This is a genomic window from Mycobacterium rhizamassiliense (assembly GCF_900157375.1).
Lineage (GTDB): Bacteria > Actinomycetota > Actinomycetes > Mycobacteriales > Mycobacteriaceae > Mycobacterium > Mycobacterium rhizamassiliense.
On sequence record NZ_LT721901.1, the window covers coordinates 2,358,723 to 2,381,858 of the forward strand.

At 62.9% G+C, this 23,136-nt stretch carries 18 protein-coding genes and 2 pseudogenes; 6 read left to right on the forward strand and 14 right to left on the reverse strand.

Annotation, left to right across the window (positions count from 1 at the left end; translation table 11 throughout):
• Positions 1–39: 39 nt before the first annotated feature.
• Positions 40–1,131 (reverse strand): tyrosine-type recombinase/integrase, encoded by a 1,092-nt coding sequence (locus tag MRAB57_RS11540; protein WP_077087673.1) that lies wholly within the window; start codon positions 1,129–1,131, stop codon positions 40–42.
• 1,428 nt (positions 1,132–2,559) lie between these two features.
• Between MRAB57_RS11540 and MRAB57_RS11550 the strand changes: the two genes are divergently transcribed.
• Together MRAB57_RS11550 and MRAB57_RS11555 are read left to right on the forward strand one after the other, a co-directional pair.
• Entirely contained in the window at positions 2,560–3,567 is a 1,008-nt protein-coding gene (locus tag MRAB57_RS11550; RefSeq protein ID WP_108638077.1) for an IS481 family transposase, read from the forward strand.
• Between the two features lie 42 nt (positions 3,568–3,609).
• Positions 3,610–5,178 carry an ApeA N-terminal domain 1-containing protein gene (locus MRAB57_RS11555; RefSeq protein ID WP_157900588.1) on the forward strand — a complete coding sequence of 523 codons (1,569 nt, stop codon included), beginning with the start codon at positions 3,610–3,612 and terminating at the stop codon, positions 5,176–5,178.
• A 19-nt stretch (positions 5,179–5,197) separates the two neighbouring features.
• On the opposite strand, the gene MRAB57_RS11560 is transcribed toward MRAB57_RS11555, so the two are convergent.
• The 4 genes from MRAB57_RS11560 to MRAB57_RS11575 form a co-directional block, all read right to left on the reverse strand.
• Positions 5,198–6,193 carry a hypothetical protein gene (locus tag MRAB57_RS11560; protein WP_157900589.1) on the reverse strand — a complete coding sequence of 332 codons (996 nt, stop codon included), beginning with the start codon at positions 6,191–6,193 and terminating at the stop codon, positions 5,198–5,200.
• 2 nt (positions 6,194–6,195) lie between these two features.
• Positions 6,196–6,876 carry a hypothetical protein gene (locus MRAB57_RS11565; RefSeq protein WP_077087678.1) on the reverse strand — a complete coding sequence of 227 codons (681 nt, stop codon included), beginning with the start codon at positions 6,874–6,876 and terminating at the stop codon, positions 6,196–6,198.
• Complete coding sequence (locus MRAB57_RS11570; protein WP_077087679.1) at positions 6,873–7,688, reverse strand: TIGR04255 family protein; 816 nt, start codon at positions 7,686–7,688, stop codon at positions 6,873–6,875. Before MRAB57_RS11570 ends, MRAB57_RS11565 begins: the two co-directional genes overlap by 4 nt.
• A gap of 186 nt (positions 7,689–7,874) precedes the next feature.
• The gene (locus MRAB57_RS11575; protein WP_157900590.1) at positions 7,875–9,761 is read right to left on the reverse strand and encodes a hypothetical protein; all 1,887 of its coding nucleotides are present in this window, start codon (positions 9,759–9,761) and stop codon (positions 7,875–7,877) included.
• 498 nt (positions 9,762–10,259) lie between these two features.
• Here MRAB57_RS11575 and MRAB57_RS11585 point away from each other — a divergent pair, with 498 nt between their 5' ends.
• Positions 10,260–10,598, forward strand: a complete 339-nt coding sequence (locus MRAB57_RS11585) for a hypothetical protein (RefSeq protein ID WP_077087682.1) — start codon at positions 10,260–10,262, stop codon at positions 10,596–10,598.
• A gap of 248 nt (positions 10,599–10,846) precedes the next feature.
• Here the strand turns inward: MRAB57_RS11585 and MRAB57_RS11590 are convergent, their stop codons facing one another.
• The 3 genes from MRAB57_RS11590 to MRAB57_RS11600 all read right to left on the reverse strand — a co-directional run bounded on the left by MRAB57_RS11590 (position 10,847) and on the right by MRAB57_RS11600 (position 13,010).
• On the reverse strand, positions 10,847–11,071 hold the full coding sequence (locus tag MRAB57_RS11590) for an antitoxin VbhA family protein (protein ID WP_077087683.1): 225 nt from the start codon (positions 11,069–11,071) through the stop codon (positions 10,847–10,849).
• A gap of 592 nt (positions 11,072–11,663) precedes the next feature.
• Positions 11,664–12,653, reverse strand: a complete 990-nt coding sequence (locus MRAB57_RS11595) for an IS481 family transposase (protein WP_077087684.1) — start codon at positions 12,651–12,653, stop codon at positions 11,664–11,666.
• Positions 12,654–12,758: 105 nt separating this feature from the next.
• Positions 12,759–13,010: a hypothetical protein gene (locus tag MRAB57_RS11600; RefSeq protein WP_077087685.1), complete on the reverse strand. Its 252-nt coding sequence runs from the start codon at positions 13,008–13,010 to the stop codon at positions 12,759–12,761.
• Between the two features lie 415 nt (positions 13,011–13,425).
• Between MRAB57_RS11600 and MRAB57_RS11605 the strand changes: the two genes are divergently transcribed.
• Both MRAB57_RS11605 and MRAB57_RS29505 read left to right on the forward strand, forming a co-directional pair.
• Positions 13,426–13,875 (forward strand): hypothetical protein, encoded by a 450-nt coding sequence (locus tag MRAB57_RS11605; RefSeq protein ID WP_245835900.1) that lies wholly within the window; start codon positions 13,426–13,428, stop codon positions 13,873–13,875.
• 624 nt (positions 13,876–14,499) lie between these two features.
• The gene (locus MRAB57_RS29505; RefSeq protein WP_306460716.1) at positions 14,500–14,745 is read left to right on the forward strand and encodes a hypothetical protein; all 246 of its coding nucleotides are present in this window, start codon (positions 14,500–14,502) and stop codon (positions 14,743–14,745) included.
• A 208-nt stretch (positions 14,746–14,953) separates the two neighbouring features.
• On the opposite strand, the gene MRAB57_RS11615 is transcribed toward MRAB57_RS29505, so the two are convergent.
• The 5 genes and pseudogenes from MRAB57_RS11615 to MRAB57_RS11635 all read right to left on the reverse strand — a co-directional run bounded on the left by MRAB57_RS11615 (position 14,954) and on the right by MRAB57_RS11635 (position 21,296).
• Positions 14,954–16,288: a lipase family protein gene (locus MRAB57_RS11615; RefSeq protein WP_157900591.1), complete on the reverse strand. Its 1,335-nt coding sequence runs from the start codon at positions 16,286–16,288 to the stop codon at positions 14,954–14,956.
• 368 nt (positions 16,289–16,656) lie between these two features.
• Positions 16,657–17,226, reverse strand: a pseudogene (locus MRAB57_RS11620) (ABC transporter substrate-binding protein); the annotation flags it as partial.
• Positions 17,227–17,286: 60 nt separating this feature from the next.
• On the reverse strand, positions 17,287–18,243 hold the full coding sequence (locus MRAB57_RS11625; protein ID WP_083743368.1) for a CbbQ/NirQ/NorQ/GpvN family protein: 957 nt from the start codon (positions 18,241–18,243) through the stop codon (positions 17,287–17,289).
• Positions 18,240–19,739, reverse strand: a complete 1,500-nt coding sequence (locus MRAB57_RS11630; RefSeq protein ID WP_425436742.1) for a nitric oxide reductase activation protein NorD — start codon at positions 19,737–19,739, stop codon at positions 18,240–18,242. The genes MRAB57_RS11625 and MRAB57_RS11630 overlap by 4 nt, the downstream gene beginning before the upstream one ends.
• A 237-nt stretch (positions 19,740–19,976) precedes the next feature.
• Positions 19,977–21,296 (reverse strand): TetR/AcrR family transcriptional regulator, encoded by a 1,320-nt coding sequence (locus MRAB57_RS11635; RefSeq protein ID WP_077090556.1) that lies wholly within the window; start codon positions 21,294–21,296, stop codon positions 19,977–19,979.
• 624 nt (positions 21,297–21,920) lie between these two features.
• Between MRAB57_RS11635 and MRAB57_RS11640 the strand changes: the two are divergent.
• Positions 21,921–22,332, forward strand: a pseudogene (locus MRAB57_RS11640) (SDR family NAD(P)-dependent oxidoreductase); the annotation flags it as partial.
• A 36-nt stretch (positions 22,333–22,368) separates the two neighbouring features.
• Here the strand turns inward: MRAB57_RS11640 and MRAB57_RS11645 are convergent.
• The gene (locus tag MRAB57_RS11645) at positions 22,369–22,881 is read right to left on the reverse strand and encodes an alpha/beta fold hydrolase (protein WP_157900592.1); all 513 of its coding nucleotides are present in this window, start codon (positions 22,879–22,881) and stop codon (positions 22,369–22,371) included.
• Between the last annotated feature and the right edge of the window lie 255 nt (positions 22,882–23,136).

Below are 23,136 nucleotides of genomic sequence, written 5' to 3' on the forward strand. Positions count from 1 at the left end.
AGAAATCGTCGAAATGGGGCCAAAATGGGGCCAACGGGATCAGCTGCCGCCGTCGTGGAAGCTGTCGTCGAGCGAGTCGAGTGCCGTTGCGATGTCGTCAAGTTCATCGTCAAAGAGATCCGCGTAGGTGTGTGCGGTAACGGTGATCGACGCGTGGCCCATTGCCTTTTGGAGGAGTCTCAGGTCGGCACCGGCCCGACGTGATAGCGACGCATAGGTGTGCCGCAAATCGTGCACGCGCAAGTCGGGTCGGCCAATCTCCGTCGCGGATCTGCGCCAGTCGACCGCGCGCTTCCAATTCTCCAGGCCTAGCCGGGATCCCTTCGGCGATGCGATTGCCGGCGCGCCGGGGATCCGTGCATCGAGCCGCGCCTTCAGCGCCGGCATCAAGCGCTCAGGAATCGGAACTGAGCGTCGACCCGCCTCCGATTTCGGATTACCTTCAACGAGCTTGCCGCCGACCTGAGTCATCGAGCGGCGAACACGGACTCGACGAGCGCCCAGGTCGACATCCTCAACATTGAGACCGGTGAGTTCGCCAAATCGAAGCCCGGTGTAGGCCAGGAACAAGACAACGTCGCCCTGAGCCCCGCATACCTGGGCAAGGGCTGCGACTTCGCCGGCGGTTAAATAGATGTGAGGGGCGTGGCGCATCGGTGGAAACTTGGTGCGAGACGCCGGGTTCCTGCCCAGGAGCTGATCTTCCTGAACGGCCCGGTCAAGGGTCATCTTGAGGACCGAGTGCGTCCACCTCACAGTCCGAGGCCCGAGGCCCGAGGCGGACATGGCATTCACCCATTGTTGGATCGACTCGTGATCAATCTTTCCGATCGGCCATGAGCCGAACTGCGGCTCGATGCGAAGTCTCCAGTTGTCTTCATATCCGCGGCGAACCTTTGCGCTCAGGTCGGGGCGCGAGGCGAGCCAGGATCGATAGACAGCGTGGAGCTGGGTTTTGCCTCCGCGCGGATCGACCCTCACGCCCGCAGCGCCGTTGGTGACGAGTTTCGCTTCGAATTGCCGTGCCTCGCGTTCTGTTCGGAAGGTTTTCTTGCGCTTCGAACGATCCGGCAAGCGCCACTGCACGTCGTATCGCACGCCGTCCATGGTCTCTCGGCGCTTTATTGCCATAATTCCTCCCGAATAGCGTTGCAGGCCCTAGTGGTCAGGATCCTCAGCCGTCCGGTGACTAGCAACACACTCGATTGACACTATGGTCGCGCATTCGTTCCGACCAGCTTGGAAATCGAATTGCTTTACACTCGAGTGGATTCCAGCCATTCGTTGACGTCATCCAGTAACCAGCGGCGGTGTCGATCGCTAAGTCGCAGATGGTGCGGTCCCGGCGCGGCGATGCCTCGTTCGCGCTTGGCTGCCCAGTCGTGCAGCGTCGAGACCGGAACCCCAGTCATCGCTCGAACTTCATGGGCAGTGAGCATCACTGAACCCTCTCTCACAGCAGTCATAGTCTCTAACTCCGTATTCCGCCGTTGGCGCTGGTCGGCAGGTCATACCGAGATCATGAGGGATGGTCCCCGATCTCCGCTACCAACGGTGCGACATTTGATAGCAGATAAATCTTCGAAGGCAATTCGGGTACGGGCGGCGGTCCGCTCAAGGTTGAACACGCGGGTCCAACAGGCTATGACAGGGCTGGCCCGGCGATTTGGTGTCGCTCGCTGTTTCCGCTTGGGAGGTTGGTGAAGGTCAGGTATCGCGTTGTTCGACGAGTGGTGCGTCGGGGGTTGCAATGGTGTCTTGTACCGTGAGGGCTGGTGGCCTGTGCCTGCTTGGTCGTCTGCGGCTCGGTTGGTCTGGATGTCGAGTCCGCGCTGATGTAGCGCTTCGCGCATGGTGTCGGCTATCGCCGTTGATTGTTGTGCTGCAACAACTTTGATCGTTTCGGATGCGGCAAGCGCTGCGACTGTGTCAAGTGCTGTCTGTTGGGCTAGCCGCAGCGATATTGCGCTTGAGGGGTCGTTGTGGTTGTCCTTGAGAACGATTTAGGAGAGCCTGAAGGCCCCCCTGGTTGAGGCACTGAAAAGATATCTGAACTGGCCATATAGCGCCAACGGATGCCAGGCGAAACCTCGGCGTGTCACGTGTTCACCGACCAACCGCCGACCGTAGGAGGGCGTCGGGCGTCTGGCCCAGAGCTGCTCGCTGGGGGCTCCGGACTGACGGCATAGTCTGCACATACCTTCAAAAGAAAGGAAGATCATCAGGTCCACGACCACCGCTCCGGCGTCGCCGCGGCGCTGCTTCTGACCGCCGCCGCAGCGTCAGGGTGCGCGACGATTCCAACTAACGCGGTCGGCGACCCGGTGCTGCCGTAAACGCGAACGGCAGACGGATGGCGTGGCGGAAGCGGTCCCCTTACCCCTAGTCAGTTGTCGGGCGCATGGCCTACCGTGCAACGCATGCAAAGGCCGGCGACCGGCTAGTTGTGATGTCCAGGGAGGTTGTCCCTCCCGTTATCGGTGAGCCTGTGTGACAGAGAAGGCCTCCGGTTGTGAAGTGGAGCTGTCTAGGAACCGCTTCACTAACCAGGAGGCCTTCGTGTCCCACGCTAACGCTGCACTGACACCGCGTGCTCGTTTGAGGCTCGCGCAATTAATTGTTGATTGTGGCTGGACCTATGCCGCGGCAGCCAAGATGTTCATGGTTTCGCCGCGTACCGCCAGGAAGTGGACCGATCGCTACCGCGTCGAGGGCCCGCTGGGAATGATCGACCGCAGCTCGCGTCCACGTGTCAGCCCTGCCAAGACCCCGTCTGCGCTGACCCGTCAGATCGTGGATCTGCGCTGGCGGCATCGGCTAGGGCCGGTGCAGATCGGCGGGCGCCTTGGAGTGCCGGCTTCGACGGTGCACGTGGTGCTTACTCGGTGTCGTATCAATCGGCTGTCCTACATCGACCGCGTCACCGGTGAGCCGTTGCGCCGCTACGAACACGCCTATCCCGGATCGCTGATCCATGTCGACGTCACCAAGTTCGCCAACATCCCTGACGGCGGCGGCCATAAGTTCGTAAGCCGACAACAAAGCAAACGCAATGCCATCACCACCGGCCACCGCACCGGTAAACGTGGCAGCCCGGCCCTGGGTTATCGCCCAAGGATCGGAACGGCGTTCGTACACACAGTGATTGACGATCACTCCCGGATCGCTTACGCCGAGATCTGCACCGACGAAAGGGCCCTCACCGCCATCGCCGTGCTGCAGCGGGCAGTGGCATGGTTCGCCGAGCGCGGCGTCACCATCGAGCGAGTGCTGTCCGACAACGGATCGGCCTATCGTTCTTACGCCTGGCGCGACGCCTGCACCGCGTTGCGCATCACCGCTAAGCGAACACGCCCATACCGGCCGCAGACCAACGGCAAGATCGAAAGATTTCACCGCACCCTGGCCGACGGATGGGCCTACGCCCGACTCTACGAAAACACCGCACAGCGCGACGCCGAGCTAACGGGCTGGCTCCACTTCTACAATCACCACCGAGCCCACTCCGCCATCGGAGGCCGCCCACCGGTCACTCGACTGACCAACCTCCCTGGACATCACAGCTAGTCCACCGAGAACCGGAGAAAGGCGATGGCGGCAACTGGGGACTTGTCAGAAGCTGAGGAGTGGTTCGGCTACCTTTGGCCCCCCGGTCAGATGGAGCACCTGGCAACTCCGGGACACGTTTCTTATCGACCGGAGGATGGCTTAAAAGTCAGGCTGATTGGCGCCTTCAGCGTCTACGACCTCCGCGCGATTCACGGAACCTTTGAGCGAGTACCGATCACCCTTGTGGACTGCATAGCCACCTCGACCCACAAGCAAGGCTTGATTCAACCCGTTCCCGTTCGACAAGACATCGAACCCCAACTTCTGCTCTATGGCATCAACTTGAATGACCCTGCAGAGCCCTGCTTCAAGGCACTCGATATTGAGATTGAAAACCTCAGCCGCTGGTCTGCGGACCAGGACATGACCCTCAAACTGGAATTCGACGACCGCTTAGCGCCGTCCGATCAAGACGATGAATCTACCGGCGGCCGTATCCGCCGCACCCTGAAAAGGGTCTTCCGCCGGCGCCCCCCACAGGTCAGTCAGCCAGTCCAAACGGTGCCAACCGGCTACGCGAGTTGGGGTGTTGAAGGCAAACCGACAGATGAACGGCGGGCACAGATGGACGATATGACGGCTGAATTACGGCGCTCTAGGACGTTACCGAACTGGGACGAGCACCGAGACCGCACAGTAGGTCGGATCGCTGCGCGATCTGTGCTGCACTTTTCCTCTACGCGGTCGCGAACTGCTGAGCAATGGGAAGAGGTTGCCCGCATGGCTCAAGACCTCTTATCGCTCGCCACGTTCTCGCCGTGCGCTTTGCTGCGTGAGACCTTGATACCGGACGACGCGAAAGTCGCATCGGACAACACCGCGCGAAGCGACGTACACCTCTACGCTAAGCAACTCGTCAGGGGCGCACCGAACGAACCGGCGATGGAGCCATGGGCAATGCTGTTCAACCTGTCTGACATCGACTTTGGGGTGCTGCTGCCCCAGTGGTCCAAGGTCCGAGACATGCTCAGGCCGACATGCAACATGGTCCTGGGGCTCAAATACATTCCTGAAGGCTATTTGGAGACAAAACTTTTGACTGCTACTGGGGCAGCCGAGGTGATGGAGGGCTCTCTTGCGCATGGGCTAGACCGACCGCTTCCAGTACCGAAAGTAAAGTACAAGGTTCTACGCAAAGAGCTGCTCTGCCTGGCGCCCGCGGAGTACCGCGACTGGCTGGATAAGAAGCTTTATAACACGCCCAGCCTCCACGACAAGCTGAAGCTCTTAGCGGGACAACTCGACAAACAAATCACCGACAAACTGCTACCCAACGTAGAGCTTTGGGCTCAACGGACCACCACGGCGCGAAACGACCTGACACACAGGGGCGAATCCAAAAGCGTTCCCGCAATGGAAATGAGCGCGATCGTCAATGTGACGGTTGCGGTCATCGTCATATCGCTTCTGACTCAACTAGGAATACCGACAGCGCGGATAGTTCAAGCACTCGAACAGCACCCGGACCTCAGACACGCCCCGGACCTTGCTCGCAGGTACTGGCCAGCGAAAAATCCTGACAACGGCGCAACCGCTTCCCATCCAAGTCAGGCATCTCCGTCGCCGTGAATCTAGTGCCTAGACAGCGTTACTGGATTGGTTTGCGCGAGTCCGAGAGGTAATCGAGATCGAGACTATCCGAAGCCAGGTATCGCGATAGTGGAAATCCGTCGACTGAAACAAGTTCCGCTGTGACGGAGCCGACGAAGCTCGACAAATCGTTCGAGTCAGCGATCGTCTCACATTGGAGCGCCCAGGCGTCAGCGAGGTATTGCCAACCGAAGTACCGTTCCGTTGGATTGCGCCCGTCGTCTCTCAGGTACTGAACTAATTGGTTGATCTGATCAGTTAAACCGTTGCTGGATAGTTGATTTAGGCTGGCAGGGACTTCGTCGACGTCTTCAGGAAACGGGATTGCGTCGGGCTCCATCACCACGATCAGAGTCAATTCGTAGGGCGTCATCGTCCAGTCCTCGCACTCCATTCTGAGTGAGTGGACCTGGGTCAATAGCTGCCCGAGAGGCGACTGTTCCTTGCGCGCCTTGGACTGAAGTGTTCTGGTGAGCGGTTGCAAGCACTCGACTACTTCGTCGGGGTAGGCGAAGCGGCCGAACCTTCGTGCAACCGAGAATGCGAACTCGCGAACCTCTTGGTCCGTCTCTATTCCCGCGACACGTTCGGAGCCCAGTAGCGCCGTCTTGAGCACGGTAGTGATGCCGTCGAGATCGGCGAAAAAGTCAATCCCGAGTCGCGGTATCGCAACGTACTGGGGGCGCTTACCAGATGCAGCCTCCCGGATATCGTTGTCGTCCTTGAGTTGTACGACTGGCGCGATCTGAATGCGTGGCCGGTTGGGCAGCGCCGCATCACACGATTGGCTCACGATAACCGCGCCGTGCGTCGTATCTACAGGGCGAGGGTTCCACGCTGTATCGAAGACGAACGTCTTGGCATCACGGAAGACATCTCCCTGCCGCCAGTCGCGGCTCGCCTCACCGAGTTCCGGCTCGAATTGTGGCGCCGGCTGAACCGTGTCGCTTTCTGCCCGCTGGCAGCGTGCTCGCGCCCACTCGAAACCCGACACCACTACGTCCCAAGTTGACCCACCTGCGTGCGCAGGGGGTCGCGTACAGCGCCCACCAAGCGCTCGGGTCCGAATGGGGCACCCCAGCTGGGGCCGCCGGAACGTTCGCGGCGCAGCCGGTCGATGATGCTCAGGCCGTCCGGCCCGACCTCAAGTAAGCGGCCGCGAACGGCGTCAGGTGTCGACCCGTGAGTTTCGGATTCGACAGCGCGAATAGTCGCCGAGAACGCGCGCAAACGGCGCGCGTTTGACTCGTTGAGTCGTCCGCCGTTCGCCCACATGTGAACAGCCCGTCGAGAAACACCAAACACCCTGCCCAACTGATCCCAGGTAAGGCCCGAGCGCTCTTTGATCCAAGTTATCTCCTCGCGGTCACTCCGCGATTCAGCGCTCATAACGTTGTGGGACAGCATTTCTCGCGTCGGAGCGATTGGCGTGAACTCTCCCCGGGCTGTTCGACCGACCATCACAACTGAGCCGATCGATCCGTAGTGGCCGGCGGAGGTGCCAACGAGTCCGCTCAGCATGGCGACGCCGGTGAGCAGGAGCGACGCTCCTGTTTTCTTTGCATACGGCCAAGGCTGTGTCATGGAGGGTACCGGCGCGCTGGTTCCGAACTCGCTGAATTTGTACTCTGCGACCAGGTCGTAGCCGTCGGCGGCGATATCGGTCGAGGTGCTCACAGCTCTCCTCCGAAGGCGGTAAGAAACTCGTCGGTCACTGCCCAACGGAAGAACTGGTACCCGCGAAGTGCCAAATCCCGAACATCGTCGTAGAGGTGCTCGCCGTTCTGCACGCTGGGAGCAAACTCACGGAACGAGTCCGTGTCAAGTATCCAAGTCGGGTGGTCGAACGCGGGACGCGCATTGTCGATGCTGGCGCCCGCAGGAAGCAGTCCCCAACGCGCCTGGAAGACCCCTCCATCGGGGAATCGGTACTGGGCCTCATTGAGGGCAGACACGAGCGCCGCCTCATCAGGATGCTCGGATGTAACGACGCCCAGTACCTCCGCGCGAAGAAACAACGTCAGCCGATCCAGATGCTCTCGATCGGTCAACTGGTTGATATATCGCACTCCGAGTCGCTCAACGTACGGAACCGCAACTGCGCTGTTCAGCGCGGTCCAGGCATCGGCAAGCCGCTGAGCAAAATCACTGCGACGCACATAGCTCGTCGTGTCGATGCTCAGAAAGGTACCGCTGAAACTGATCTGCCAAGCCCGGTCCCCACTTGCCAGACGCCAAATCTTGGTCGGGCTCCGATTCTCGGTGACACCTTGGGCGGTGATAGTCACGGCGACTTCGTGTCCGAACTCCATGATTGGATACGAGCCGGAAAGGGCACCAGCAACAGCCGACGCCACAGCGTCTTCGTTGACGGCAAACTGCGTGAGGTAGGGGAACTTTAACTGCGCAATCGTACGAACGAGCGGGGCCCTAGGCAGCGGGACGTTGCCTGGCCCTTCGCCGGCGAAGGGGTGAAGATCAGTCGGCATGCTTCACACTTTACTTCACACTAGTGACACCTACTGGGATAATGGCCTGCTAGCCGATGCAGCCACCGCGAATGCGCGTGCGGTATACGCCCAGCTAGGTCCCGCGACAACCAATCACTAACTGACGGATCTCCGATGCAAACGGGGACGCCCGAGCAGAGAATGTGATGGACAGCGCGTATCGGGTTACTCGAAGACAGGTACATCGGGGGTTGCGGTGACGTCTTGTGCCATTCGGGGTGGTGGGGTGCGTTTGTTGGGTTGTCTGCGAGTTGGGTTGGTCGGGACGTCGAGTCCGCGCTGATCTAGCGCTTCGCGCATGGCGTCAGCGATTGCTGGTGATTGTTGTGCGGCAACAACTCTGAGGGTTTCGGCTGCGGCGAGGACGGCAACGGTGTCCAGTGCTGTCTGTCGGGCTACCCGCTGGGATATGAGGCTGTCGGGGTCGTTGCGGTGATCGTTGAGGATTCCTGCGGCGTCGAGGCGGCTTTCTCGGTTGGCATGGGCGAACTCGAATAGCGCGCGATCAAGCGAGCGGAATTTCGACCAGCCAGCCACGGTGATCCAGCGGAGCGGGGCGGTCCCGGACCTGGACTGCAATGCTTGGGCGGTGTCGGGGTGGACGTGCCAGGTGCGCAATCGAGCTGCTTGGTGCAGTGTGCATCGCAGTATGCCCATGGCACGGTCGTCTTCTTCGATCCAGAGCCAGTATCCGGCGAGCAGCGTCGACGAGATCTGTGTGGCGGCGGCGGCGATCTGCGGTCGGGATTGGTTCCAGAGCGCGCACAACGCGGCGAACTCCGCGGTCAAAACGTGGGGGGATGCGGGGGTGAGGTGTTGGTGGAGCTTGAGGCGCTTGTCCGCAATTTTGTGGTCTTGGGCGCAGGCGTCTGCGGTGACCAGGAGCCGTGAGAACCGATGTGCAGCGAAGGTGAGTTCGGCGAGTTGCTGGGGTGTCCAGCGCCGAGCAGTGGATCTGTCGGCAAGCGCAGTGTGGTAGTCGGTGTAGAGCGGCCACAGATCGGCGAGGGCGCCGAAGGTGGCAACTTCGCGGCCAACGAGCGGCACAAGGGCCGGGGTCAGTCGGGTGGCCACCGGCTTGCTAAGGGGCAGTGGTATTTGCGAGGGGTGCTGGATGGGGCGTCGCTCGGGCAGCGGCGACACCAAAGGAACTCCGCGCATGGTGTCGGGGTCTGTTGTGAAGACATACGTCGTTGCTGTGGCGAGTCGCATCTGAATCATGCACAGCGCCAACGTATCTAAGAGAATCTGGGACGGACCGTTGGTATCGGTTGGTGAGGTCTCGGTGTCCAGGTCGCGCACAACTTGGCACGCGACCGGCTGATCGGTGTGTTGTGCGTCGATGAGCTCGCACAGTGTGTGGTACACGCGGGCAGGGCATAGGGACCGTCCGTCGATGTGTACATGCTCATGATCGGTGTCAATGGCACCCGTCGTGCGTGGGTGGTCGTCGAGGTCATCGAAGATGTCATCGAGCGCGACGTCAAAGGTATGTAGGCCGAGCATATCCATGGCGCGCTGCGTCCATGCTCTGGCGATAAACGACTCGATCGGCTCGCCGCGGCGCTGCACGACACGGCCAGCCCGCGCCAGCAGCAGTGTCCATCGGCCAAGTTGCTGCCGCAAAATAATTGCTGCACCCACGATTTGGCCGGCCAGCATCAAGCGCAGAGCCGCGATGGTGCTTTCAAAACTCCAGGACAGGTGCGTCGGCCACGGGCTCTCATGTGGTGGCGAATGCTGGTTCAGCTCATGACCTTGGCGGATAAAGATCGCATCCAATTGGCAGACCGACATGACATGCCCAAGGCAGTGATCCATCGAAAGTTGGGCAACCACATCAAGATTATCGACCCGAGTCCAGTGACGACCGATGAGTGTCTCAATGAGTCGCGTCGGGCCGCTTGCAGCGACGCGCTCATAGGCTTCGACGGTCGGTGCAACGTTGCGAGCGCGTCGTTGGGCCTTTAGCGTCACACGCTCGACTTGTTTGGGAGTCGATTGAACCTGCCCGAGCCTGCGCTCGAGCTTGCGGCGACTCTTGCGTCCCACAGCTTTCAGGCCTTCGCTTGAGCGCTGCGACGCTGTGTGATCGCCCACGAGCGACCGGACGGCAATCCCAAGGGTGCGCCGCCCGGCGTTTGTTTGGGCTCGCGCTGTCGTAGCATGGCCGCAGCGTAAAAGACACTACGGAAAGCCGTCTACCAACGCCCCGCAAATAACTCCCTCGCAAAAAATTGCGCAGGAGTCGCCGCCCAACGTCGTGATCTGAATTTTCGTCGTGCCGGGCGCAACGAGCGCATCCCAGGACAAGCTGGTGGGTCAGCCACGACCGGGAAGCCCGTCGTAACCCAAGACTGCCAAGTTGGCCCGGGCGGAGGGGTCGCGTCGAGATCGGCTGTTCAAGAGTCAACTGTTCTGGGTGGCGGGGCCAGATATGGGGTGCCGACTGTCGCTGCGGGCCGTTGGTTTTCGCGATCTTTTCACCCTTGACGGCGGCGTAGTGCGTGCGTTCGGACGAAAAGAGTTCTGCCGGCGCACAATGGCAGCATGGAGGACGATTTGGTACCTACCGCGCTGGTTGCCCGGGTGTTGGCCCGGCATTTGCGGCTGCCGGCGAGCTGGGATGACCTCGAGCGGCGGGAGTATGTCGACGAAGCCGCTCGAGAGGTTGCATATCGAGTGGCTGAGCTGGCCGATGATTGGTCTGATCGCGCTGTGACCGAATGGGGCCGATGGCATTGGCAACTGCCTAACGCGGAAATCCAGGCTGAGCTGGTGCGCCAAGCCCGAAGATCGGCACTGATCGATGTGTTGTGCGATGTGCTGCCCACAGTGCCCGTCGCCCGGTTCGATATCGGTGAGCTCGCGCCCGTTGACGGGACCTGAATCTGATCGGGTATCGGTAAGGCGGTAATGCCCTGGACCCCAACGGAGTCGACATCTTTTACGCGGAACTCGATGACTGCCGTGGGGCACCGTTGGTGTCGGCTTGTCGATGCGAGCCACAGGGTGATCTCTGTTTGGCGGACTGCGCTCACATGGTGCGCCACGCTACGAATCGATACCATGGGGGATTGAGCGTGGTGCGGCAGGACGGTTGATTTAGGCCAGATCTACTTAGCCCACGCCACGGTTTATCGAACGGCTGGAGCGGTGCGCACTGTGTCGATGTACTCCTCAGTGGTGGTCTTACCGCACACGACGTCGACGAGGGCCTGGATATCTGCACGGCTGGGTCGCCAGCCTTCCAGGACATTGTCGGCGACGGCCGTGATCACCATGCGGCGCTGCTCGGCGGTAAGCCCGTCGAAGAGGTCCGGCCAGCGACGCAGCCACGTCGAGGAATCAGGATGGCGCATAGCAACGACTTTACCTTTCGAGTGTGCACCGGCGGCGCCCATCAACGGCTTTCAGACCTCGCGCGAGAGCGAACCCGCGGATGTGCCACTTAGCTGGACGACTTTGCCAATAGCACGCCGAAGGGGCAGCCCCGCCTCAATGGACTGGGGTCCAAAAACGCGCGGTCCCCGCAGGCGGTAATAGCTAAATCCGCAGTCTTACACCGGATTCGGTTTGTCGGTCGGGAAGCGCACCGGTTGCTGCGACGACACGTTGACGGGTGGCGGCCCGCTGGATCGATCGACTCGCCGCGACTCGTCCACGGCCGTTGGGCCCTGGCTTGGCCGCGCGCATCGCAGCTTTGACGAGGCCACCAAACCAGCTGCGTGAAAGGCGCACCCACGCATCCGCTCGCGCAAGGGCACGCCGTCGTTGACGGTTTGACATCCGCCGCTCCGTGGACGGGGCGGTCGCGTCGGCGGACCGCGGTCGCGCTCGCTGGCACGGTTGGCGCGCGCCGCGAGGGCAGCAGGTCAGCTGACGCGCGCCGGCGCGGCGGCGCTCGGATAGGGCGACGCGCATCGCCGCGGGCGCGGGGCGCGGCGCCGGTGGTTAGGTGTACTGACCTGAGAGGTTAGGTACGCGGCTAGCGGGTGGTTGACCTTTGAGTGCCGTGTGGCCGCGGTGATGATTGTAGATGTGTAGCCAGGTGGTGAATTGCTCACAGCGTTCGGCATCGGTGCGGTAGAGCCGGGCGTAGGCCCACTCGTCGGCCAGTGTGCGGTGAAATCTCTCCACTTTGCCGTTCGTCTGGGGTCGATACGGGCGGGTCCGGCGATGTTCAACGGTGCCCAGCGCATCGCTGAATGCGTGTGATCGATAGCAGGAGCCGTTGTCGGTCAATACTTTTCGTACTGTTATGCCGCGTTCGCTGAACCACGATTGCGCGCGGATCCAAAACGCGGCAGCTGTTTCTTTGCGCTCGTCGGTCAGCAGTTCGCTGTAGACCAGCCGGGAGTACCCGTCGATGGCGGTGTGCAGAAAGTGATAGCCGCGCCGCGGATTGCGGTATTGGGTTGTGATGCCGCCGCTTTTGTCGGCCTGTTTGTTGCGCTTGCCGACGGCTTTGCCCAGCATCCGCCACCCGCCGCCAGCGGGGATCTTGCCGAGCTTTTTGACATCGACATGGACCATTTCGCCGCATTGGGTTGCCTCGATGCGGCGAACGACACGGCCGGTGGGGCGATCTAGCCAACGCAGTTTGGCCAACCCGTAGCGGGCCAGCACGCGGTGCACGGTCGAGGGATGAAGGCCAAGCAAGTAGCCGATTCGCGCAGGCCCCCATCGCCGCGTAACGCGGACCTTGATAATGCGCCGCTCCCTACGAGTGGGTGTGCGATTCGGGCTGCGATGGGGCCGAGAGCTGCGGTCGGCCATGCCGGCCTCCCCAAGTGCGCGATAACGGCCTGCCCAGCGCGCCGCGGTGGTTACCGCGACCTGGAAACGTTCGGCGGCCCGGCGCAGCGGCCAACCGTCCTCGACAACACAACGAGCAAGCCGCAGCCGACCCGTTTCTGACAATGGGGCATTACGGTGGGACACGAAGACCTCCGGTAGTGAGTGCTTTCCTAGACAGCTCGCACTTCACTCGGAGGTCTTCGTCATGTCACCACGCCACGCCGTCACCAACGTCCGTGGTCAGTACAGTTAGGTCAGCAGCTGGGCGGCCCGAAGTGCGGTCAGCAGGCGCGCGGCGGAGCGCACGGTGGCGTGGTGCTCGCCGCGATGCAACGTGCCCAGGGTCGCGGCATCGGTGAGGCTGTCGAGCACCATCCGGCACGCGCGCGGCGATGTCAGGACGATCGCGGCCGCTTGGGCGGGGTCTGGTGGCGGTGGGGTCACCTCAACGATGCGGTCTCGATACTCCACATATCGCACCGGCTTTTCGACCTGCTGCACAACGCGCTCGACGCGCAGCCCGATCGCTCCGCAGCGAGCAGCTCGGCGCTCCTCGTAGGCGGCCCGGCGACATTTTTGCGAGCACCACAAGCGTCGACGACCCCTACCTACGGCAGCCGGCAGCTGCCCATGGCAGCGCGGGCAGACAGACGGATCGGACATGGTGACACGCTACCGTAATTTCGTACGGACGAAATGGCGTTACCGATTCGTGACCTTAATGCAAGAGGTGTGTGGTTCCCGGGCTGGTCGAAAACGGTTGGTGGCGGTGTGCTCTGGCGAGGTGGCTGTGGGTGTGTTTCCGGTTATGTTGCGGCAGTGGAGGACTGGGAAACATGAATGGGGGACAAATGTGGACACGGTGATGTTGGTGGCGATGGTAGAGAAACGATACTCCGGGCCGTATGCTCCGTTAATGGCGAACGTCAACCCGAAAACCGAAGCGCGCAAAAGAGTTCGCGAAGCGCAGGCTCGGGCGAATGAGGCTCGACAGGAACGTGAGCGTCTCAACGTCGATGACGGGGCGTCGTTTCTGGTCGAGCTACGCCGGCTGGCGGCAATCGATGAGTGGGAGCAGGCCCGCGTGGCCGAGATTCACGCTGAAGGTGAGCGGCGTCGACACGAGCATCGCCAGGAGGGCGCGGCAGCGGTGTCGCGAATGTTGGATCGCGGTGAAACGCTGACCGTGATCGCCGAGCTGGCCGGCGTCAAAGTCAGCGACGTCCGTGCGGTGCTGAAATCGGCGGGCGCACAGCCGATCGTGGCTCCAGACACACGGGGCGCGCGCGGCGGCGCGTCGGACGCTGCCAGTGCCGCGCCGGACGGCCGTGGGCGTGGCGCGCTCGGCGATGCGCCCAAGCTGTAGTGAGGCCGGAGGAGAGTTGGGGTGCGCTTCAGGCGGCTACTGCCGCAGGTGTGGGTACGGCTGGCTGTGGTCACCGCAAGATGCTCGAGGATTCCGTCCTCGGATGACGGTCTCATCGTCGTTTGTTCTGTCAGCCGCGACGAATGCGCTGTCGGTCAACCGATGGCAGCACGGCTTCTGCTAACACAGCCAGGGTGGCCCACCGACTGCACCTGTCGCGGTCGACGTAATCGGACGTTATCGGCGGCGGATGTCGTCGAGATGCAGCGAAGATTGACAAACTGCCAGAGCTTGTTTAACAAGCCCGTCTCGATTTGCGGCCCGTCCGGCCACATCTAGGCCCCTCAAAATGGATCTACTGCCGGTCAGAGTTGCGCCGCTGGCGGGAGAAGCTATTTACTCGTGGTTGGAAGCCACTGCTCGCGCGATGAGACTTTCAACGAGGCAGACGTTGAGGCTGCTCGGATGCACTGAGAGGAGTTCGGTGTGCGCGTGTCGCGTCGAGTCGCGGCCTTTAACAAGCGAATCACCAATCCAGCCGCCCTTCGGGTGGTCGACCGAATGCCTGGTATGGGAATTCTTTACCACGTCGGGCGCCGATCCGGAGCACGCTACCGTACACCGTTGCTGGTGTTCGACACGACCGACGGCTTTGCATTGCTCGTCGGCTACGGACCCCAAACAAACTGGGTGCGAAACGTTCTCGCGGGCGGCGACACCGCCATCTGCAAGCACCGCAAGACTGTCGCGGTCGGCCATCCTGTCCTCCTAGCCAAAAGCGAGGTGGCCCCCCAGGTGAGTCCCTCCTCGCGGTGGCTGTACCGCCTCTTTCCGTACAATGAATCGGTGATGGTGCTCAAGCGCCTCTAAGTCGGGGCGCTAGCGCAGCGGTGGGTTGGCTTTCGCGCCACGCTGGCGCCGCCAGAAGTGTCGATTCGTCGCTGGAACCTGATGGCTGAGACTCGTGACACAGGCGGATTCAACTCTGGCGCAATAGGTTCGACGCCTCAAAACATCGCGACGATATGCGAGGTTGCATGGCGCGTTACACCCACGGTATGGATGGTAGGGCCTCGATCTACTTCTTCCGACGTCGGTGGCGAAGCGATCGCCCTGGGGAGAAACCGGACTTGACGGCTTGCGATGCGGCGGCGGCGAGTGCCGGCAGACCTGCGTAGGTACGCGCATCGAGCAGCGCGGGCCAGGTGTGCCAGCTATTGGGCCGGTCGTTTTTGGCGAGCCGTTCGGCGAGCCACCATAGGCTCATCGGAACCGCGAAGGGATACAACAACAGGTGCTCGGCAAGGGGGTCGCGGTGGTAGCTCACCGCGGCGCCGCCTTGGGTGTAGGTCTGGGCCAGCCTGTCCACATCGGCGACGTCGACGATCTTGTCATGGACGCCCTGGATGAGCAGGACGGGCATGCTCGGTGTCTTTTGCCCGAGCCGCGTCACTTCGAACACATGCCGCAGCTCGGGCAGCGCGAACAATTCCTCGAAGCTCAGGTCGACGTAGTCGGCGATGTTGACGTTGCGGAAGCGTCGGATCGCACCTCCGGTCGACATCCCCTCGATCTCTGCAAGCAGGGCTTTGCCATCCTCGGTCGCGTGTCCGTCGACGACCTTTTTCGCCTCGGGGAACACGTGCACCAAGGACGCGATCATCAACGCTGCAAGACCCGCCCACGGCGACGCATTCAGCCGGCGCGCAACGCTTTCGGGATCCACCACTGGTGAACCCATCACTGCGCCAACGATGTTGAGCTCGGGTGCGTACGTGGCGGCGGCTTCGGCGGCCCATCCGCTGGCCAGACCGCCCCCGGAATACCCCCACACCGCCATCGAAGCGTCGGATGAAAGGCCCAACTCCGGGTCGGTGATAGCGGCCCGCAGACCGTCGAGAACACGAAAGCCCGCCTCGTACGGCGCGCCCCACATGCCCTGCAGGCCCTCGTGATCAGGGATGCTGACCGCCCACCCGCGCGACAGGGCTGCGGTGATGAAAAAGAATTCCGCCTGAACAGAGGCTCCTACCAGCTCGGCGCCCTGACGCAGGGCATACGACGGAAAGCACCGCGCCGCTACTGCGTCAATGGCGCACTGGTAGGACAGCAACGGACACGTCGCCGGGTCCTTCCCATGTGGAACCACCACTGTGGTCACCGCCGCCTCGGGGCGACCGTGAGAGTCGGTGCTGCGGTACATCAGCTGCGACGCCGCGCTCCGCCGGAAGCGACCGAAGAACGACACCTGCACCGACCGTGACCGCAACACCGTCCCGTGTGCGATCTCGTCGAGACCGGCGGGGCTGGCGTAGAAAGGATCGCGATCAGGTGTGGGGATGCCGGGGCGTGTCCAGGAGGACGAGTTCTTCATGATGTGTTGCTTTCCAGGCTGTTGATGGTGCGCGCCCAACAAAACGTTAGGCACGACCTGCTTGTCTAGCTGGCGCGCGCCGCGGTATGTAATCAGGCTGTGTTGGTGATGCCTTGAGCGATATCGCGCACCGGGGTGTTCGTGTGCTGGGATTGCTGTCTCAGTAGTCCCTGCAGAAGAAGTTCAAACGGTCGGTCATCCAGCGCTATCGGGGCGTTTGGGAATCCACCGTCATCGGCAGACTCCGCCGCCCGCGCTGCACCGTGCTTCTGCGTCATCCTGGCGAGAAGTAGCGACCCTCGAACGAGTTCCGACACCGCGGAGTAAGTGTCGTGCGCTGTCTGCTCATCGAGACCGGAGTCGATCATGTTGGCGATCGCTTTCTGTGTCTCGTGTCCGCCGAGCCGTCGAGCCGTCTGGGCGATTGCCGCTTCGGCGACGATGCGAATGCCTTTGCGCCGACACGCGCTTCGCAAATTCTTCAGGTAGCTTTCGCCGATCAGGTTCTGCTCGACGAGAACTCCGATTTCGGAGAGTCCGCGTTTGGCAACGAGGTCCGCGATGAAAATCGGCTCGTCGGTCATCGAGCCCTGCGGGAAGGCGAAGGTCCACTCGCCTAACCAGTCGTCGGTGCCGGTGACGGCGATCGCCGGGAGCTTGAACCGCTCTTCGATCGATTCGCGGGTGGGCACGCAGTTGTCGGTGATGTGGGGTCCGAACACCACCAGACTGCCTTCGTCGACAAGCTCACCGAAAGCGTCGATGACCGCCTTGACCGATCCCTTGGGCAGGCCCTCTACCTCGCGGTAGATCATCTGCACAGGGCGGTCCATCAGCCCCTGCTCGGTGGCCTCTTCGAAGATGAGGTCAAAGCAGCGGGTGAAGTCCGCCTTCATCTCCTCGGGGAACATCGGTGGCAACGTGAAGTCCATCAGGTAGCCGATCTTGATGGGCTCTGCAGTGCTTTCGTAGGACATCGCACTTCCTTCGGGTTTATGCCGGTCAACCTAAGATTTGTTATCTGCCGCGCGGATTCGCTAGACGTTTTCGTTGAGGTAGACCTCGATCATCTGGATGAGTCCGTTGGTGATGGCGGGATCGTCGCTGAGGGGTCCGGCGATCGCGGCGCGTGCCGCTTTGGGTGCGGGAAGGCCTTGGGCGATCAGGCGGCCCGCTGCGATGAGCACCCGCGTGGACGCCACTTCGCGCAACCCCCCGGTTTCCACGCGCCGGATCGCTTGACCGAACCGGACGAGCTGTGCGGCGTGGTCGCTGCTGATTCCTGCTTCGGTCGCGACGATCTTTTCTTCGATGTCGGCGTTGGGGAAGTCGAACTCTAAGGCGACCATGCGTTGCCGCGTGGAGTCTTTGAGATCTTTGAGGACGCTTTGGTAGCCGGGGTTGTAGGAGACCACCAGGCCGAACCCGGGTGCCGCCTCGAGGGTGACGCCGAGCCGTTCGACGGGCAGCTGGCGGCGGTGATCGGCTAATGGGTGCAGCACGACGGTGGTGTCTTGGCGGGCCTCGACGACTTCGTCGAGGTAGCAGATGGCTCCTTCGCGCACCGCGCGGGTCAGCGGCCCGTCGACCCATTGAGTGTCTCCGCCGATGAGGAGGAATCGTCCGACGAGGTCGGCGGTGGTGAGGTCGTCGTGGCAGGCGACGGTGATCAGTGGGCGACCCAGGTCGTGGGCCATGGCCTCGACGAAGCGGGTCTTGCCGCAGCCGGTGGGACCTTTGAGCAGAATCGAAAGGCCTTGCAGGTAGGCGGCTTTGAACACGTCTTCTTCATCACCGACGGCGACATAGTAGGGACGGGCAGCACTGTCGCCGACGTCGGCGCGGGTCGATTCACCGTTGCCGGCGGTGTCGGCGGCCGCCGATGGGGCCACTGCACCCTCGGTGCTGGCAACGTGCAGCCGCCCACCGTCGTTGCCGGGGTCTCGCGGTGCGGACACGTTGGTCAGGTGCTGGGGGTCGGTGGATCGCGTCATGCGCTTCGTGTCCGTTCTGTTGAGGTGATGTGCTGAACCGGGCGGGTGGCTTTGGTCAGGCGGCGGCGCGCTTCTGCCGAGCGAAGCGCGGACCGAAAAAGGGGTCCGACAACACCTTTGAGATCCTCGGGGCGTGCAATGGTGGCGTGGGCGGTGCTGCCGAAGACGTGGCGCAGCGCCGCGACGTCGGTGCTGGCGCCGATGGTCAGACACAGGCAGCCGGTGCCGCGGCGGCGCGCCTCCCCCAGCGCGCGGCGCGCGTCGGCGGCACCGTAGTCGCGTTCGTATCCGTGGTCGTAGGCCAGGCCGTCAGAGACCACCACGAGCAGGCGGCGCGGCGTGCCGGCGTGTTTTTCTACCGCCGCTGTGCCGTGACGGATCGCGGCGCCCAGTCGTGAGTAGGCGCCGGGAGTGATGGCCTGCAGCCGTTGCATGGTGCGGGTGTCGAGGTGATCGTCGAAGCGTTTTACCGGTGTCACCTCAACCATTGATCGACCTTGGGAGGCGAACGCATACAACGCGACTCGGTCACCGAGGTCGTGCAGCGCCACGGTGAGCGCTGCTGCGGTGGTGCGCTGCTGTTGGTGTACGGTCTGACCGTGCGTTCCCGGTTCGGCGGTGGATCCAGAGACGTCGACCAAAATCATCACCCCCAGATCGCGTCGGCGCCGCAGGGTATCGAGGTAGACCTCCTCGGCCGAGGGCGCTTCGGCCCGTGTTTCCACTTGGGCTTCCACCGCCGCGTCGATGTCGATGTCGTCGCCTTGGGCCTGGCGGCGCGACCGTTGCAGGCCGACCCCGAGGCGTGCCAGCGGCTTACGCAGCCCGATATCGCGTGCGATGTGCGCGGCCGCACCGGTATTCGGGGGTTCGATCTCGTGCACCGTGCACCACTGCGGGCGGTAGCGGCGCTCGCGCATGTTCCATTCGGGATATGTCGCGGCGTGCGGGGCGAAGGGATCGTCAGTCTCGGTTGCCGATCGTGCGTTGGAAACCACTGCAGTGCTGCCCGTCGCGCCGGCCCGGGTGCGATGCGTCGGTGTGTCAGCGCCTGGTTGGCCGCCTCCGGACAGCTGGCGCACCACGCTGAGCATGCGTGCCAGCAGTTTGCCCAGCACGCCGCCACCGCCGACCGGGCTGGTGAACGGGTCTTGCATGTCCTGGTCGTCGGCGATGTCGTCGTCGGCCAGTTCCTGGAGTTCTTTGTCCTGTTGTCGTCGTGGGGTGTGCTCGCCGGCCGGCCCGGGCCCGTGGTCGGCGCGTTTGTCGACGACGACCTTGCGGGGACGTAGGACGCCGAAATCGGCGGGCGGGTCGGGTATGGGTTGGCGACTTAACGCGATGTCGAGTGAGGCGGCCGGCGAGTCGGTGCGCGAGGCGAGGTCGTCGTCGATGAGCGTGCGCACTGCCGGGGGCAGCCACGTCTGGTTGGCGGCCAGCGCGCGGTGACCTTCAATGGCCAGGTAGCGGCGCACCGCCGCGCGATGTGTGCTCAATGTGCGGGTGATCGCGGGTTGGAGGCTGTCGGCCGCGATCAGACAGGCTTGAACGGTGATCGCGGTGAGTCGAGCTGTGGGCGGGCTGTTTGGGTCGACGAAAATCGTGCGCCTGTTGGTCCAGCACGGCTGCCCGGGCTCTATCGCGGCGACGGCAACCGGTTGCCCTGACAGCGCTGAGGCCAGCATCTCTAGCTGTGGCAAGGGTGTGGCGGGGCGATCGGGTGTCATCTGGTCCTATGTCCGTGCCGGGCCGCGCGTCGGAGTCAGGCTGCGGTCGGCGATGCCACGGATCACGGTGTCGCGGGCCAGGCGCAGCGCCGCCCGTCTACCCAGGCGGTGGACGAGGTTTTCGGGTATCCACAACACGGCCATGACGCAGCGCGCCAGCATCTCTAGCGATGATGTGTGCATTTGCAGGTCGTGTGACCGGATGCCCTCGCGCAGCAGGCTTTCCAGTTCGGCCAGTCGCTGGGCGAAGGCCAGGCCTGGTTCTGGTGTGTTCGGCGGGTGCTGGCGCAGCCACGCGAGCTGAATCTTCCACTCGTGGGGGAAGCGGTCGATCGCGTTGATGTTGACCCAACTGAGCGCATCGAGCTTCTCGACCGCGGTGGCGTCGCTGGCCAGGACTTCGGCGAAACCTCCGCCGGCCTTGCGTCCGAACGCCTCGATGATCGCTCTGAACAACCTGTCTTTGGAGCCGACCACCGAGTACACGCGGGCAGGACCCAATGCGGTGGCCTCGATGATGTCGCGCATCGTGGTGGCCTCATATCCGCGGCGACCGAATTGTTCTCGCGCCACGGCGTGGATGTAGGCGGACTTGCCGGTGACCTCGACATGGCTGTCCTCACCCCACGAGCCGATGGCCTTTTCGGCGGCGGCGAAGGCGGCCGAGGAGTCCAGTTCGTCATCTGTAGGCGGCTGGCTGCTCAGCCCTGTCGTCATGATTCGGCACAACAGGGCGGCGACATCCTCGGCGGCGGCGGTGTGGCGGATGACGTCGAGCCCGACGTGCATCAGGCTTTGGCAGATACGATCGGCCAGCGCCGATATGGCGACACCTGATCGAAGCAGACCGTTGGCCGCGCCGGCCGCCAGTATCTGGGTCATCGTGTATTGCAGCGTCGTGGGTCTCGCGGACAGAAGCAGGCTCAGTGATGGGTTGGCGCTGGCAGCCTCGAAGAATGACATCTGCAATGCGGCCGGGTGGCGCGCCGCACAGCGCGCGATGGCTGAGCCGAAGTCATAGAACCCGGCGGGGAATGGGCTGGCCTGGCGGTGGTCGGTGTCATCGAGCGCCGCCTTTGCGACGCCGTCGATGTCGGCGCGAAAACGCTGGACCAGTTCGAAAAGTAACTCTTCTTTGCTGCTGAAGTGGTGATACAGGCTGCCCGCCAATATGCCGGCGGCTGCGGCGATGTCAGCCAACGAGGCGCGCGGGCCTGCCGAGGCGATCACCGATTCGGCCGCTTGCAGGATCCTGGCACGTGCCGTGCACTGGCGGGCCCAACAAGTGTCCGCCGGCAAGCGGGGACCACTATGCGGTGGTGACATCGGTTCGGCCCGGCGGGGCTGAGCCGATCGCATGACGCGGGCGCGGGTCACCATGACTGACACTCGATAATGTCTGGAGGTCTGTTGGCGGCGCCGGGTGCGGCTGACCTCCGTCCGACGTTGTTGTGGCCGGCGCTGAATCGACCGTGCTCTCGCGGCGTGCGACCACGCGTGGTGCCGATGAATTGCCAAGGCAAGCATCGGGTGGCGAATCGAAGCAGGCCTGTCATGACGGCGAATCCCCAAGAGCGTCGGCGGGTGCGGCGGGGCGGCAGCGTTTCCTGGGCGCAACGCGAACCCGACAGCTGCTCGACCCGGTCGGACCCAAGCTCATCGACGCGCTACCGAAGAGAACTGAGATGGCCACCAGCTCAGCAGACACCTCTAACCGGCCGGTCGAGACACGCGGGCAGCTTAGCGACATCGCTCGTCCTCTCCGTCCCGACCTATTGTGGTGCAGTCTGACTCCAGAATAAGATCTGGTGCTAGATTGCACCAGATCAGTTGGGTTGGTCAAGGGACCGCAGCCAGACGCCGAGTCACCGCTTCCTGCTCCTGGTTGATGGACCGGCCTGCAGGTTAGCCGTATCACGTTGATAAGCAACCGAAGTGGAGGAAGATCCTTTGTCCGGACGTCTCGACGGCAGGTCGCCGTCATCAGGGGAGCTGCCCGCGGCCAAGGGCGCGCGCACGCCGTCGCCATAGCCAAAGCGGGCGCCGACATCGTTGCCCTCGATATCTGCCGGGACGTCCCGAGCAACTCACCCGTTGGCGACACCCGACGACCTCTCTGACACCGAACGATCGGTGAAAGAACTTGGGCGGCGCGTGGTCGCGCGAATCCCGAGTGCGTGAACGCCACGAACTGCGCGACACCGTCGAGGCCGCTCTGGCCGATCTCGGCAGGATCGACGTCGTCGTCGCCAATGCCGGCATCCTGCCGATGGCGATGGGCAACCCCGACCCCATGCATTTCGTCGACGCCTCCGACGTCGACCTGGTCGGCGCGATGAGCACCGTCGCAGTCACCATGCCCGCACCTGTGGGTAGTGGGTCAGTTTGAAGTTATTGGCTAGTTGCGCGGCCTTGGCGCGAGATCGTCGAGAATTTCTTTGGCCATGACAACGGGGAGCAGGTGACCGGTCGCGGGAACCGTTCTCAGCGTGCTGTTGGGCAACAGGCTAGCCAAACGACGTGCATGTTTCATCGGCACCAAGGTGTCCTCTTCCCCTTGCCAGATGGTGACCGGCTGCTGGATCTCGGGGAGGTCGAAGCCCCATGAGCCGAAGTAGTGACGGTACTCTTCGACCATTCCCTGTACGCCGCCGCTCATCACTTCGCGATGCGTCGCCAGCAGGGATAGGGGCGGCGGGTTGAGTGCTGCGCCATCCCGGCTGCCTGCTAGGTGCGGGAGGACCCACCCGAGCACCCGTGGCGGTACACGGCGTATCAGTTGCAGCAGCGCCGCAGCGGCCCACGGCGCCCATCGGGCGGCCGGGATGAGCAACTCATCGGGCAAGAACCCAATCTCGAAGACGTTCCTGAGTCGCTCCAGGGGAGCCATCCCGTCGATGGTGGCGACCACGCGTACTCGCCCGGCATCGCCGCAGCGCACGCTAACGCGAAGGGGCCTCCGCCCGACCAGCCGGCGACGGCGAAGTCATCTAGAAGCAGCAGGTCAGCAACCTGAGCCACGGTGTGCCCCCACTGGCCAACCGAGGCGATGCTCCACAGGTCGCTGCGCCCAATGCCCGGTCGGTCAATTGCGATGATTTCGGCACCACAAGAACGCGCCGCCTCGTCCATCACCGTGGCGTCCATACCGCAACTGAGTCCGCCG

Bases quoted from the DNA above. Each gene is read 5' to 3' on its own strand.
- MRAB57_RS11605 (WP_245835900.1), top strand. From the start codon at position 13,426: ATGGCGAACGTCAACCCGAAAACCGAAGCGCGCAAAAGAGTTCGCGAA.
- MRAB57_RS11635 (WP_077090556.1), bottom strand. From the start codon at position 21,296: ATGTCACCACCGCATAGTGGTCCCCGCTTGCCGGCGGACACTTGTTGG.
- MRAB57_RS11570 (WP_077087679.1), bottom strand. From the start codon at position 7,688: ATGCCGACTGATCTTCACCCCTTCGCCGGCGAAGGGCCAGGCAACGTC.
- MRAB57_RS11540 (WP_077087673.1), bottom strand. From the start codon at position 1,131: ATGGCAATAAAGCGCCGAGAGACCATGGACGGCGTGCGATACGACGTG.
- MRAB57_RS11625 (WP_083743368.1), bottom strand. From the start codon at position 18,243: ATGACGCGATCCACCGACCCCCAGCACCTGACCAACGTGTCCGCACCG.
- MRAB57_RS11590 (WP_077087683.1), bottom strand. From the start codon at position 11,071: ATGCGCCATCCTGATTCCTCGACGTGGCTGCGTCGCTGGCCGGACCTC.
- MRAB57_RS11585 (WP_077087682.1), top strand. From the start codon at position 10,260: ATGGAGGACGATTTGGTACCTACCGCGCTGGTTGCCCGGGTGTTGGCC.